Origin of the sequence: Vogesella sp. XCS3, assembly GCF_020616155.1 — a bacterium.
Lineage (GTDB): Bacteria > Pseudomonadota > Gammaproteobacteria > Burkholderiales > Chromobacteriaceae > Vogesella.
Map to the genome: position 1 here is coordinate 1,476,745 of NZ_CP085530.1, position 14,179 is coordinate 1,490,923.

Here is a 14,179-nt window from a genome sequence, read left to right on the forward strand (position 1 = left end):
GCACATCGTGAACATGTTCCCGCACACCGGCCACGTGGAGTCCATCGCCTGGTTCGAAAAAACCAGCCCGTGCATGACCCACGCCGAAGTAGCAGAAATGGAAGCACGCGAAGAAGCCGAGCGCGATGCCGCCCGTGCCATCGCCATTGCCGCCCGCGAAGTGCGTGAAACCCAGCTGGCCGAGCTGCGTGCCATCGAAAAAGCCGAAAAGCAGGCTGCCAAAGCCGCCCGCACCGCCGAGTTCCAGGCCCGCACTGCGGCCAACGCTGAAAAGCGCGCCGCTTTCGAAGCACGCCAGGCTGGTGGTGACACCGCTAGCGAGCAGGCGGAGTAAGCACCAAGGCGGCAGCTAAACGCTGAAGCCAAATACTGAGGACAGCACCGGTTTACCCCGGTGGCTGTCCTTTTTTGTTGGCTGCTTCAGCTCATCACTGACAGGTCTCTTGCCTGATTGGGCAAGGGTTTGCGGGGGAAGAATTACCCAATCATTCCCCAAACCCTTTAAAAGGTTGGCCGCATGGGCAAAGCGCTGCCGGCCATACTGCTTACGGGGTAATGATCTCGCGCCAGCTGACCCGGCTTACCACCCGGTTCAGCACCTCATCCAGCTCCCCGCCAGTGCCACCTGAGGTCAGAGACAAGCCCAACGATACACGGCTGCCGGTTCTGATACGCGCCCTGCCTAGCGAACCGGCGGTACGCTTGCCCACAATGCGGCTGGCATTCGTCTGACTGCCGAGTGCACTTTTAACCAGCGGGTCATCAAAGCGCGGCTTGGCAAACACACCACCGGTACGATAGTTCAACCGCAGCAAGTAACCGCTGTCTTTACCGACCTCGCAGGCATTGGTGGCTGGCGCCGCAGGAATATAGGTTTGTACTTCCAGCCGCTTTTTGTAGTAGTCCAGCGCACCCACCACCCGCTCGCCAGAGGTAGGCAGGTCGATGTACCAACCCAACCAGTAGCTGCCCGCGGCATCGCGCTCGGCTTGCGGTTTGTCAAACGCCGGAAACGGATAGAGCTTATCGGTGCTACCGTCCGGGCGCAGAGTTTTGACAGCCGTACGGGCACGGCCGTTTTCATCACATGGCGAGCTGGCAATGGTGGCGGGCGGGTAAGCCAGCTTGTTATCCGAGCCTTGCCGATAGGTACCGGCCTCTGCACCAGTCAGGGTGATATCGGTCAGATACTGCGCCAGCAGCTCTTTGCGCTGGCAAATGCGGCCACCGTAGTCCCACAGCCCGTAAATGGATTGCTGGCTATCCTCGCCCTGGCAGCTGCCACCCAGCTTGTCGCAGTTGTCCAGATAGCGGCCGGTACCCACATACACCATCAAGCCCGGGCGGCTAGCTGTCGCAGTCGTCTGGGGGTAGTCCGGATGGGGTGCAACAACCGGGGCCGACATGATGGGCTGGACTTGGCCATTCGGGCCCAAGGCACGATACAGCAGCACCGGGCTGGTCTTGCCCCAGTCAGCCGGTTCTTTGGCAGACAAGTCAAACTTCCACACGTTGCCCAGCAAATCGCCTGCGTAAACCAGGTCTATCGTGCCGTTATTGTCCAGATCATAAGTGGCAATATCGGAAAGGCCATTACCACTGCCGGCGGCTGCCTGCAGACGCCAGTAGTTGCTGCCTTCGCCCCAGCTACTGATGCCACTCTTTACCGGCAAGATGAATAATGAAGCACTGCCCTGCTTGCTGTTGTAGCCATTGGGGGCCAACACATAGTCTTGGCCATCGTTCAGGCGGACTATTTGCGGTGTCAGGCCATGCTGCTTGCCCATGTGTTCGCTGTGCTGGCTGCCAAACTCCCAGCGCACCAGTTTTCTGGCGGTACTCAGATCTTCGGTCACCTGTGCTGGCTGGGTGATATCCAGCAGGAACATCGCCTCGCCACCCCGCCCCAGCGTGCCGGCCAGATAGGTGGCTACCGTCTTGTCTGTCTGGTTCACCGCCTCTGCCACGGATAGCGCACCATCAACGTAGTAGCTGTGCTGGTCTTTGTAGTTTTGCTGCGAAAGATTCTTCAAACGGGGCAGCAAGAGTGAGGGAATATAGGCAAAACGCTCTTCCCCCGTACTGGCATCAAAGGCATGCAGCATGCCGTCGTTTGCGCCCACATAGACCATGGCCGGCCGGTCTTGTGCTGCCTTGATCTTGTCGGATGGTGCGCCCACGTACACGGGTGCCGACCCGATGATATCCCCCAGCAGTGTGGTTCGTTGGCGATAGCCACTATTGCCTTCGAGGTCACCACTCCCCCGCAGATAGTCCACCAGGCTGGTATCCAGGTTGCTCGTCAGGCCGGCGAGTTTGAGGTGATCCCAGGTAAACGGACGTGCCAGGCTACCCGTACCGCCACCGCCCATCAGAATGACACGGCCCTTGCCTTTGCTTAGCTTGTCTGCAGCATTCCATTGCTGTGCCCCAACGGTAACAGAGCTACCCGTCTTGGTTAGCTTGAAGGCGCGCAAACTGCCTGTCCAGTTATCTGAATCAAAACCCGCCTGAAAATACAGCGCACCATCACTATAGACTTGCTGACTCATGCCACCGGCTGCCTGCGAGCCGGACATCTGGGTGATCTCGTTCAGTGCATCCAGCAATCCTTTGCGGAATTCGTCCGGGTTGGCCGCTGCGACAAACCTACCGCGAGTATTGACTGCGGCATGCAGCAGATCATCGATTTTGTTGATCTCTGCCGAATTAGGGGCTGGCCAGCTTTTGCTGCCTGCGGCCAACAAGGGGAGATCCGCCACCGGATCCAGCGTGCCTTTCAAGCCCAAAGACAAGCTGAAGGTCGTCATATGCTGCCAGGTTGCCGGGTTTTGCGTGGTTGGCCGCACGTTATTGGGCTGCGACGTTTTCAGGTCGTTCTTCCAGTATTTCATTGCCACATCTGCCAGCGTATTGCTGTGGGCATCAGGGTATGGCGCATCACTGAAATTATCGGTGTTACCGACATTGATGCTCTCGTCACTCCAGTAGCCATCCGTAGTCAGAATGGAAAACGCCCGTCGGCAGCTGACCCCGTCATTCCAGTAGTTATTCTTGAAATTTTCTCCAGACCACTGCAGTGCCGAGCGTAGCGGCGTACCCTGCTGATAAAGCTGTAAATTCAGCAAGCTATCAAAAAAATCTGTACGGTTTTGCCCGGTAAACCCACCGCTTGTTGGCACAGGAAGGTAAGAATTCCCATCCCGATTAATTGTGACAAAGCCTACACGGTACTCGGACCCCAGTTCGGAAAATGCCAAGGCGGTGCTGGCCTTGGCCGCCAGAATGCGCGAGCGGTAATACTGGAACCAGATGGCAAAATTGCGTGCTTCATCCGCAACGCTACGCCCCCAGGGAAACTGGTCGATTTCTTTCCCTACATCATCCTGCTGGCTATTCACCTGTGCCAGGTCGGTACGGTAGGCTTTGCTGCCCTGAATCTGGTAGCGGATATAGCTTTTGCGATCCTGGGCAGACCCCGTGCCTTTGTAGACATAAAACGTCATGGGCCAATAGCTTTGGCGCGTTATCACATCCCGCGTATCTGTCCAGTCACATGCGTCGTGGGTCTGGCAGTAACTCGGATTTCCAACACTATGCAGGGAATTCTTGGTATACCAGCGCCCCCAAAGAGACTGTCGCCGGGTCAGATTGATGACATCTGCCCTTTGGTACGCCGGGTTGAAACTGGCTGACTCAGGGTCATCGTAGCGCCCCTGCGGGGCATAGACCGAACCATCCGCATTGACCCAGGGCTTATAGGTCTGCAGTGGGTTGTAATACACGGCATTGTTGTTCGATGCACGCAGAAAGACTTCATAGATATTCAGCCCGCTTTGTGCCGGCATGTAGTACTGGTTCAGGCTGGCGTAATTACTGCCGCCATACACCACATTGTTATTGCTCGGCGGGAACAGGTAGCCGCTAGGGCTGCCTTTGGGCATATAGCTGTCGGGCATGATGTCCCACATCATCGAACCGGAATCATCGATCTGGTACATGATTTTCGGTTCTACCGTTCTGGTTGCCGTCAGCGGGGCAGGAGGAATATCCAGGTTACGGGCTGCGGCAAACGAAACCAGGCTCGATAACAAGAGTGCTACCAGGCGGAGCTGATGAGTAGAAGACATGAGCAGCGCGGCAATGAAGCCGAGTCAATAAGATTTATCGATATATGTCAAATGGTATCACCTATGCAGCATTAATGACGATGCGAATTACAAAAAGATATAGTGTCTCACCCAGCCCTACTCGCCTGTCGCTGGCTCGCACAACTCGACAACCTGACAAAACAAAACCCCACGCTATAGCGTGGGGTTTCCAATCACATCCAGAGCAAAACGCCTTCTTTACCCAACTCTCAGCAGCCGCGGTGGCAAGTCTGACGCCGTGTGATTAGTCGGCAATGATCTCGCGCCAGCTTACCCGGCTGACCACACGGCTGGACGAGCCCAGCTGGTTACACTCGATGGTACCGCTGACACCGGTGTTGCAGAGCACCAGCTTGTTCTTGTTGCCGGCCAGTGTTACCAGCAAAGAACCACCGTAGTTGACGCCTGTGGATAGCGATTGCCGGTTTGCCTTGCTGTCCCGGCTGGTGACGCGGCCATCGCCATCGGTATCCATCAATGGCTTGTCGGGCGCGGCACCATTGCTCAGGCTGACGATGGTGCGGAATGACGCCTCGCCTGCTGTCGAACACTCCTGCCGCAGACGGATGCTATCCACCACCACCATATCGGTTTTCAGTACCGACATATAAAACGGCGACGAGACGACCTGCTCGTTGGTAGTAAGCGGGATATACCAGCCTTTCTGGTTGGCCGCCATGCTACTGGTAGAGGTGCGCGAGTAACCGGAATCCGATGATGGCGTGGCATGGGCCAACAAGTTGCGCGGGTCGCCTACTGCGCTGCCATTGTCGTAAATGCCATAAATAGCGTGCCCGGTAGAGGCACGGTCTTGCTCGTCGTAATTGATACCGGTGCCAAACACGACAACCTTCTGCCCCCCCGCAGTCTTCATCAGTACAGGCGCGGCGGTAATGGGTTGGCGGCTCCCCAGCGTGGTGCCGCTCATGGTGTAGGCGGTAAACAGCGGGGTTGCACCCAGGGCCACGTTCCAGCTGGTGGGCGAGGCCGCGCTGATATCGAACTTCCATACATTGCCGTTCAGGTCGCCAGCGTAGAGATAATCCACGGTACCGTTGCCGTCGTCGTCGTAGGTGCTGACATCGGTAATGCCGTTTGGCGCATACAGCGGAGTACTAGACGGCGTGACCGTAAGCTTGAAGTAGTTGTCATTCAGTACCCAAGCTTGCCCGGCTGGCTTGTCCAGCATCAGCAGAAATACGCCCGCATTGCTACCCGTCTGGTTGATGCCGTTACCCAGCACCGCCGCCCAGCGGCCATTATTGAGCTTTACCAGCTTGGGCAGCGTCATCATATTGCCCAGTGTGCTGTCATTGGCCGACGAGAATTCCCAGCGTACGTTGGCCGCATTCATGCTGGTGGGGGTTGTGACGTCAATCGCGTAGATACTGCTGCTGCCGTAGCCGTCGGCCTTGGTAATGCCTCGGCCCGAGGCGCCAATCAGCAAGGTGGCTGCCTGGTTATTCAGGCAAACGTCCTTGATTACCGGGCTGCCATCATGCAGGCGTACGTACTCGTAGTCTTTTGCGGCCAACTTGGCTGCTTGCGGATAGACCGCAGAAGGCATGAAAGCAAACAGCTCTTTGCCCTGGTCTGCCTTGACCTTGTCGCCGTAGTTGAAGATATGCAGGAAACCGTCGTTCGCCGGCACGGCGTAAATGGACGGCCGCGCTTTTGCCGCTACAGAGAAGGTACCGCAGCCACTGATATCGACAGGCGCACCACCAAACGCCACCTTGGCCAGCTCGATTGGCCCCAGGCGGGCACTGCGGGTGCGATATGCCTTGCTACCGCTATTACCCGCATTGGTATTGTCGCCCATCAGATAGGCCAGACCGTTTGCATTCAGGCCGGTCTCGCTTTGCAGATAGCTGCTGGCGCTACTAAAGCTGATGCCCGTTTCATTGGTCTTGTTGTAGGCGTAAATATTACGGCCGCTGGCCGTGGTACCCAGTTGGGCCTCCAGCTTGGCCTTGGTGCTCCAGTCCAGGGAAAGGGAGCCGCTGTTCAGCACATTATTGGTCAGCGTTACCTTGTACGCCTCTACATCACCGTACCAGTCGGTGCTGTCGGTAGACGAGCGCTCGAAGGTGGTGCGGAATATATGGCTGCCATTATTGACATTGTTAGTGCCGGATGACACCGCCAGGCCAGACAGCGACGGCTTCACCGCCAGGGCTGCGTAGCTAAAGGCACGGTTCAGCGCTTTTACCAGGGCTTCCGGGTTGTTGGCGGGGGCGTAGTTGTCTGGCACGCCGTTGGGAAACGCACTGATGGTTTGTAGATCGCTGGACCATTCCGACTTCACGTTAGGTGTTTTGCTGCCGTCGTTGTCTTCGAAACCGCCCCACTTGGCCGCCAGGTAAAACGAGTTCGTGGTTTCGGATTTGTACGAGCCGCTTTCCACCACGTCGATCATGAACGCTTTGACGTGCTGCTCGCCGGATTTATCGCTACGTATATCAAATACATTGCCCCAGTACGCCAGGGCGGCAATATAGCCGGGCGAATTGGTAGAGCCGATATTGTCTGTACCACCACTACGAACGGTACTGAGCAAGGTGCTGACATTCAGGTCAGTATCATCGCTGGGCTTTCTGGGGGTTCCCCAGGTAGAGCCTGGCAAGTCCACATCGCCGTGTACGTTGACATCACCCAGATAGATAATGAAGTTGTTCTGGTCGGAGCTTTTGAGCGGGTCGTCCCAATCGGTAATGACAGGGAAGCTGTCTTTCTGGTTATTGTTGGTGATATTGGTGTAGGCGCTAAGGTTGCCCTTGTTGCGCAGGTAGCGCTGGGCCGCGTAATACAGCTCGGCGGCCGGGTCGTAGGATTTGTAGCCACCCTCACCAAAACGGTTCAGATAGTTCACCACGCCGCTATTGCTCACGCTACTGTTACTCGCATCGGTAGGGTCGGGGTTGGTATAGAAGACACCGGTTTTCGGGTCCCACTCGCGCCCCAGCGCAATGGTATTACCACCGTTGGTGGTAACCGTCTGGTAGCAGCCCGGGTATTTCAGCCGCGCGCGCAACACACCACCATCACGGTCGTAGCTGCTATCCAGCAGATAACTGAACACCCCTACCCGCATGGTTTTGGCGTACTTCTGGATCAGGCCTTCCGGCTTGTAGTCCACCACACCTGTAGACGGCGTATACAGTGTGCAGTTACTACCCATGGCAAAGCTGCTGGACTGCACGCAGGCACGTACATTCAGATCGTAAAGCGTGGTGTCACTGAACGACTGCCAGCTATAGCCGTTCCAGCGTTGATACGCTCGGGTAAGGTTCAAAGAAAAAGGGTTGGCGCTAGGGCGCGCCAAGGTAGCACTTACATTCTGATAGTACGTTGACGTACTGCTGTGCCCTGACAACAGTGGCAAATAGCCGCGAAAATCACCATAGCTACGCGAGGTATCGCCATAACCGTGCCGTGAAAAACGCAGAATCGTCTTGCCGGTGATTTCTTTTACCCGGTACCCACCGGTCAGGGTTTTACGGAAGATATCGGTAGCGGTGCCTGCCGCCCAGTTCAGGAAGTTGCCCGACCAGTAACCATCGTTACACGTACGGTAGGTACTATTATTTACCTTGCTTACCGGGTTGAAATAGTTCACCCCAGCTGTACTGTCATTGGTGACGTAGCTGTAGCACAGGCCAGAGTCGAAATAGCCCAGATACTCGTTGCTCGTGGTGTAGCCCGTCTGGTAGGCCCAGCCGGCAGTAGGGAACTCGATAGACAATGCCAGCAGCACATTGGGGCCGTCGGTATCCCCCGTACCGGCCAGCGGCGAGGTACTGGATGGCACAATAGCGTGGGCAAACCCAGCCAGCATGCAAATGGCGGATAGTTTCAGTCCGTTAAAAAACGATGTCATATCAAATCCGATAAGAAGCAAGGAAGCTAGCCAAGCTGCTTCATCGTAGTCGATAAGATCACGATTGGAAATAGCTTATAGAATGCAGATACAAAAACATAAAAATAAATTTAACCACGCGGCCATATTTAATAAACTTCCAATAGAAATGGCACCAGTTTATATAACTGGTGCCATTTCCATGAAACATCGCGTCACGTTTTTTATGAATCAATAACCAAAGCGTAGCGCTCGACCAACTGACAAAGTATTGTCACAGACTCAGGCCATCACTGGCGCTAGTAACATACACGTACCTGCATGATGATATGCCCCACAAGGCCCCGGCGGCAGACCGATGGTGCACTGCTCATGCGCGAGACTGCCGTCAGACACCAGCCACGCTGCGCCTGCCTGCCAAGCAGGTAAGGTGAACAAGCGAATGCCACACACCTGCCGCTAGTCCTGAATTACCTCTCGCCAGCTAACCCGCTTGGTGATACGGGAGGTGCCACAAGCGACAGGGCCGATAACGCTGCCGTTATAGCTAAGATAGCACTGGTTGCCTTGCTTGAAAGTATTGCGCCGAATCAAACCGTAGGAACCCGCCAATGCAAGGTTACCGGGGCCGCCAATACCGGCAGCCAACTGGCGTGCCTTTTCTTCCGTATACCCACGAGCCATTAGCTCCGCCACTAGGGCTTGTACTTCAGCAGTCAGTGGCGGGTTGATCACCCCCACCAAAGGCTTGCCGGTCAGACTAAAGTTATCGTATGGATAAGTGACATACTCGGACTCGCAGGCATCCGTACCTGACTTGCGGTAGTCGGTTTCAAAGATGACGCGGTTTTTACCGAACACCTCTAGGTTCACCACGTTTTCCTGCGGCAATTCCAGATCAACATAGAAACCCAGCTTGTAACTGGACAGACTATACGATGTCTTGCCATCCGGGCTAAGTAGCGTACGATCGCCGCTGGTGACACAAGCCGCGTTGTTTACTGCCGAACCGGGGTAGGCCAGCGCACCGTAGTCAAACACATGGCGGGTTTTGGGCAGGATTGTGGCAGGAAAGTGTTCCACGCCCACTGCGGCCAACTCGCTGCGTTTACAGATATAGCCTCCAAAATCCCAGATGCTGTATACGCTGCGGGTAGTAGATTCGCCGGTGCAACCCGCCGTGTCCTTGTCGCAGGATTCCAGGAACTTGCCACCGGAGAACGTCAGCACCAGGTTGGGCTTGCTGGCTGAGCGTGTCAGGCTAAGCGTAGGGTGCTGCGACAGCTGTGGCGCCAGTATCACCGGCTGCACCTGGTTATCCGGGCCGGTAGCGACAAAGATACTGCTCGCACTCCATTGATCTTTGTCGCTATGGCTGACATTAAAACGCCAGATATTTCCCTTGAGATCACCAGCGTAAATCAGATCGACCTTGCCGTCCTTGTTAAGATCGTAATACGAAAAGTCAGACAAACCGTTGGCCGCACTGGCATCTTCGACCACCATTTTCTTGTAGTTGTCTGCAGCCCAGCTGGTGCGTGCATTGACAGGCAAGAAGAACATAGCCGCCTTGCCCGCATTGCTGTTGTACCCATTGGGAGCAACTACGTACCAGTTGCCGTCATTCATCTGCAGAATCTGCGGCTGGGCAAAAGTGAGGCCGAAGTCACCATCGTCTGCCGAGGTAAATTCCCACTGCACCAAATCATTGGCTTTGGACTCCAACAGATTGGCAGGCGCGGTTACATCCAGCAAGAACAGGCTACGCCCGCCACCGCGCAAGCCACCAGCCAGCAAGGTTTTCCAGCGGCTATCAGCCCACGCAGCACTGCTATGCAGCTGGCCATCAACAAAGTAACGGTGGCTGTAATTGCGATCGGAGAGATCGATCAGCGGCGACTGCCCTACCGTAGATGACAAGAATACTTTTGGCACGAAGGCAAATTTTTCTACCCCGCTAGCGGCATCAAAACCATGCAGCATGCCGTCGTTAGCCCCGACATACAACATGGCTGCCCGGTTTTTATTGCTGCTGTAGAAGCTGGCGTAGCTACTATCACTACGAAAGCTACTCAGCGGCGGCCCAACGTAGGCCCCGCGTGAATGCAGGATATCGCCCAACTTGGTACGGCTACGAACGCGGAACTTGCCGGTAGTGGTGCCTTCGTTACTGGCACTACCGCGCAGGTAGTCAACTCGGTTGCTGGCTACGCCGGCAGCTTCAAAGCTTTCACGCAATGACGGCAGCAGGTTATAGGCGGGCAAGCCCAGGCTGGCGGCGGTAAACGGAATGGCTTTGACACTGCTGTGACTGACCCCGGCAATGATCTGCCGGTTGCCACTGGCTGGCAGCAATTCAGCGGCAGACCACAATGTGGTGGCAAACTTCTTCTGCGCGCTGTCATACTTTTTGGCTATCAGGCTACCCGACCAATCGGAGGAGTCGTAACCACCCGTATATTCCGCAGTATCGGTTTCCAGTTTGCTGCCACTGCCCACTGCCGGCACCAGAAATGGTGCCTGCTGCTGGATGGTATTGAAGATACGATCCAGCTGCTGCTCCAGCTCCAAAGGGTTGGTCGCCGAGGCATATGCATCAGGCGTACCATCGCCATCGGCATCCCACTGGCTATTGTCTACCAGCGCATTAGGATCCGTACCGGTTTTGGCATCGGTGTAGCCGCCATACTTCGCCATATACCACAGCGGCGACTGCAACCTCTCTACAGTGGCGTCGCCATTGCTTACCGTAAAGATACGGTCGAAGTTTTCCGGCAGGATCGGGCAATTACTGCGCCTCGGGCTGTTGTACAAGCCGTACAGCAGGCTGTAGTAAGGCTGGCCGGTAGAAATGCACTCGATACTGGTGCCCTTGTACCCGTTCCAGGTCAATGCCCACGGTTCGTCTTCTTTCTCGCGGATCACCAGATAAGGGCCGGTCTTGTTGCCATCACTGGCCCCGCCAAGCGGGCTAACACCGGAAATGATGAAACCGGCGTAAGTTTGCGCGCCATTGGCAGCATAGAACGTGTCTACCTTCACCCGCACGGTACTGCTGCTGTCCTTGCTGATACGGTAATCTGCAATGTGGTCTACGTCCCAGTCGCTACCGTCCTCAGAGTTTTCGAAGTTCACCCGGAAGCGGTAGCAGTTTGGCCAGGTGCAGCTACTGTCGCTCTTGAACAGGTAGTAATCCACAATGGACATGGTGTTGGCACCCGAGCGCGCGTACGGGATAAACGTTACCGTCTGCTGCGAAAACTTCAGTTCGACCTTGGGCAAGGAGTTGGACAGCGCAATGGCAAAGGTACGAATGGCAGGCTTGCTCTTGCCGGCAGGCACGGTGACATCCACGAGTGGCTTGGTACGGGCGTAGTAAGCGGCCATCGCGCCATAGAACCCGCCTTGACGGGTAGGTTCTTCCGGCGAAATGCCGCGCACATTAAAAGCACTGGCGAGCTTACCGGTTGGCAGGCCCACACTGTTATTGCTGCCAGCCACCTGACCGATCATGATGGTTTTCATCGCGCCGGCAAACTCCCTGTTCCACAGCGTGCCAGCCAGGGTGCTAACGTTCAGATCGCTCATGCCGGATTCGGCCCCCATGCTCTCGAACGGCGAGCCGGGCAACTGACTATCAAATGAGGACACCGCATCGCTAACCACGGTGATAAATGGTTTGGAGCACCAGTACTTGCCGGCATAGGGCTTGTAGCCGGCCCAGTTTTCCAGGAAATTGATGCCGATATTGTTTTTATCGATAGTGCTATTGCTACCCGCAGTAAAGTAGAAAGGGCTGGTTTTTCCGGCGTAGTAGCGCAGTGCTGAAGCGCGCCGCGAAAATTGAGCGCCATTCTGCGCGATAAATGGGACAGTTTTCATTTTCCAGCATTTGCAAAGGAATTTCACTTTTACAGCTCAAAGGGGCCATTCGGCCCCTTCGTCGTTTCTGTCAGTGATCACCAGTTGCGGATGATGAGCTCGCCCTTCCTGTCCTTGCTGCGGCCGGCACCGCCCACCGTGTAGTTGATGTCCACTCGGTCAATGGTCAGTCCGTCGAACGCCTGGCGCATTTCCGGGATGTCGTTGACCGAGATGATCATGCGGCCCTGGATGGTCTTGGCCAGCTCGGCCATGCGCTGGTACTGGTGCAGGCCGAAATCGACGCCGTAGCCTTCAGTGCCCCAGTATGGCGGGTCGCAATAGATCAGCGTGTGCTCGCGGTCGTACTTCCTGATGCAGTCTGCCCAGTCGAGGTTTTCGATGTAGGTACGGCTCAAGCGCAGGTGTGCGGCCGACAGGTCTTCTTCCAGGCGCAGCAGGTTCAGCTTGGGCGGGCTGGTGGTCGCCGTGCCGAACGATTGCGATTCGACCTTGCCGCCAAAGGCCATCTTCTGCAGGTAGAAGAACCGCGCGGCACGCTGGATGTCGGTCAGCGTTTCCTCGGGGGTGATCTGCAGCCACTTGAAGATTTGCCGCGAGGTCAACGCCCATTTGAATTGCCGGACGAACTCTTCCAGATGGTGGCGCACGACTCTATATAAGTTCACCAGCTCGCCGTTCACGTCGTTGATCACCTCGACCTTAGCCGGCTCTTTCAGGAAGTAGAGCGCGGCCGCACCGCAGAACGGCTCGACGTAGCAGGTGTGCTCCGGGAACAGCGGGAGAATGTGTTTTGCCAGGCGACGTTTACCGCCGATCCACGGCACGATGGGTGTTGCTGTTGCTTGTAACATCTGCAAGCCTCTTTCCAAATGTGAAAATCACCGATAGGCTTACCGAACCGTGGGCCTACGGTAGGCAGCCTTGGGATGACTTGCAGGCTATCTCTGCGGGTCAGCTGGCCGGGCGGGTGCTCCAACACCCACCCGGTCGCTGTCTTCTCTTCCTACGCGCTCAACAAGCGGCGCGCGTCGTTGTAGTGCAATCCCAACTTGTAGCGGGGACTCATCAGCCGGGCAACGGCGTCATCCAGGCTCAGGCCGTGCCGCATCTGCACCCGGTAGGCCTGCACCTCACTCCACAGCCGGTGCGATGCACACAAGGCGTAACCCAGCGAGTGCGCGGCCATGCCGGCTGGGGCGACAGCAAGGGTCAGGCTCCAGTGGCAGCCACCCACCAGCGCGAGCAGCGCTACCAGCAGCATGCCCACCATGCCCTCCTGGTACCACTGGATCACATGCTGGTACTCGTGGGCATGGATGCCGGCGTCGGCGCGGTACTCGGGGCGGATGCGCACGATTGGCCCGTTGGCCGTGCCGCCCACCCCGGAGGGCAGGCGGTCGGTATAGATCACCCAGTGGCGCAATCTCACGGCTTCACCGGCCAGACGACGTTGTCCAGGTCTTCGGCGGCTTCGGGCAGATCACGCAGCGCCTGACGGTAAGTGGCCCAGGCGGTCTTCTGTTCTGCGGTCAGCGGGGCATCCGGCATTTGAGTCCAATCGCACTCCCGCAGCAACAGACTACGGCGCTGACGTAGTTCAATGAGCTTGGCTTCACGGAATGCGGCCACGACTTGAGGGGTAATCTCCATCTCAACCTCCACGGATGTAATTGTTGGCGATCATCGCAGCAGCGACGGCTGTCATCGCATCGATTCGAATATCGTTTGCCGGGCTTGGATCGTCATGAACCAGATTCGCCAGATCCTGCGAAAACACATCAACGAGCGCCGGGTATGATGTAGTGACGGTGTAGTGACGGTCACCGAGCAGCCAGACAACGCATCGCTGCCCGAAGACGGACAAGGCAAAGTCGGCGACCGGAGACTGCGCAAAGACTGAATATGCAAATGAAACTGGAATTAAACGGGGAGGTAGCCCCCCCCACTCGCCATTTACCCCTTGTAGGCTCAATAGGAGGGCACCGTTAGACATGCCGTACTTGTCGCTATCACTATGAATGTAACGCAAGATGTTTATCTGTCCCAAGAATCTCCTGGGCAGATCAATCAGCACCGGATACCATTTGTTATTAGCACCGCCAACGTAGATTTCTTTCGAGAACGCATTGGCGAACTGGTCGTTCGCACCGTTCTTCCAGGCATCCAGCTCAGCTTTCTTCGCTTCCACCTTGGCATCAATGGCGGCCATTTTCCCGGCCACCTCGCTTGTCAAGTCACTTGCCGCCTTTACGAGCGCGCCAACCTGTTGTTCGAGACTCATGTG

8 protein-coding genes are annotated in these 14,179 nt (G+C 56.4%); 1 reads left to right on the plus strand and 7 read right to left on the minus strand.

Annotated elements, in window-relative coordinates; all coding sequences use genetic code 11:
* Positions 1-13 precede the first annotated feature (13 nt).
* Positions 14-334 carry a hypothetical protein gene (locus tag LCH97_RS07000; RefSeq protein ID WP_227304386.1) on the plus strand — a complete coding sequence of 107 codons (321 nt, stop codon included), beginning with the start codon at positions 14-16 and terminating at the stop codon, positions 332-334.
* 211 nt (positions 335-545) lie between these two features.
* Here the strand turns inward: LCH97_RS07000 and LCH97_RS07005 are convergent, their stop codons facing one another.
* The 7 genes from LCH97_RS07005 to LCH97_RS07035 form a co-directional block, all read right to left on the minus strand.
* Positions 546-4,130, minus strand: a complete 3,585-nt coding sequence (locus tag LCH97_RS07005) for a pilus assembly protein (RefSeq protein WP_227304389.1) — start codon at positions 4,128-4,130, stop codon at positions 546-548.
* A gap of 265 nt (positions 4,131-4,395) precedes the next feature.
* The gene (locus tag LCH97_RS07010; RefSeq protein WP_227304392.1) at positions 4,396-8,031 is read right to left on the minus strand and encodes a pilus assembly protein; all 3,636 of its coding nucleotides are present in this window, start codon (positions 8,029-8,031) and stop codon (positions 4,396-4,398) included.
* Between the two features lie 438 nt (positions 8,032-8,469).
* Complete coding sequence (locus LCH97_RS07015) at positions 8,470-11,892, minus strand: pilus assembly protein (protein ID WP_227304395.1); 3,423 nt, start codon at positions 11,890-11,892, stop codon at positions 8,470-8,472.
* A 77-nt stretch (positions 11,893-11,969) separates the two neighbouring features.
* The gene (locus LCH97_RS07020; RefSeq protein WP_227305280.1) at positions 11,970-12,746 is read right to left on the minus strand and encodes a DNA adenine methylase; all 777 of its coding nucleotides are present in this window, start codon (positions 12,744-12,746) and stop codon (positions 11,970-11,972) included.
* A gap of 152 nt (positions 12,747-12,898) precedes the next feature.
* On the minus strand, positions 12,899-13,324 hold the full coding sequence (locus LCH97_RS07025) for a hypothetical protein (RefSeq protein WP_227304398.1): 426 nt from the start codon (positions 13,322-13,324) through the stop codon (positions 12,899-12,901).
* Positions 13,321-13,545: a tail fiber assembly protein gene (locus LCH97_RS07030; RefSeq protein ID WP_227304400.1), complete on the minus strand. Its 225-nt coding sequence runs from the start codon at positions 13,543-13,545 to the stop codon at positions 13,321-13,323. Before LCH97_RS07030 ends, LCH97_RS07025 begins: the two co-directional genes overlap by 4 nt.
* 1 nt (position 13,546) lies before the next feature.
* A complete protein-coding gene (locus LCH97_RS07035; protein ID WP_227304403.1) occupies positions 13,547-14,176 on the minus strand; it encodes a hypothetical protein in 630 nt (209 codons plus the stop codon).
* Between the last annotated feature and the right edge of the window lie 3 nt (positions 14,177-14,179).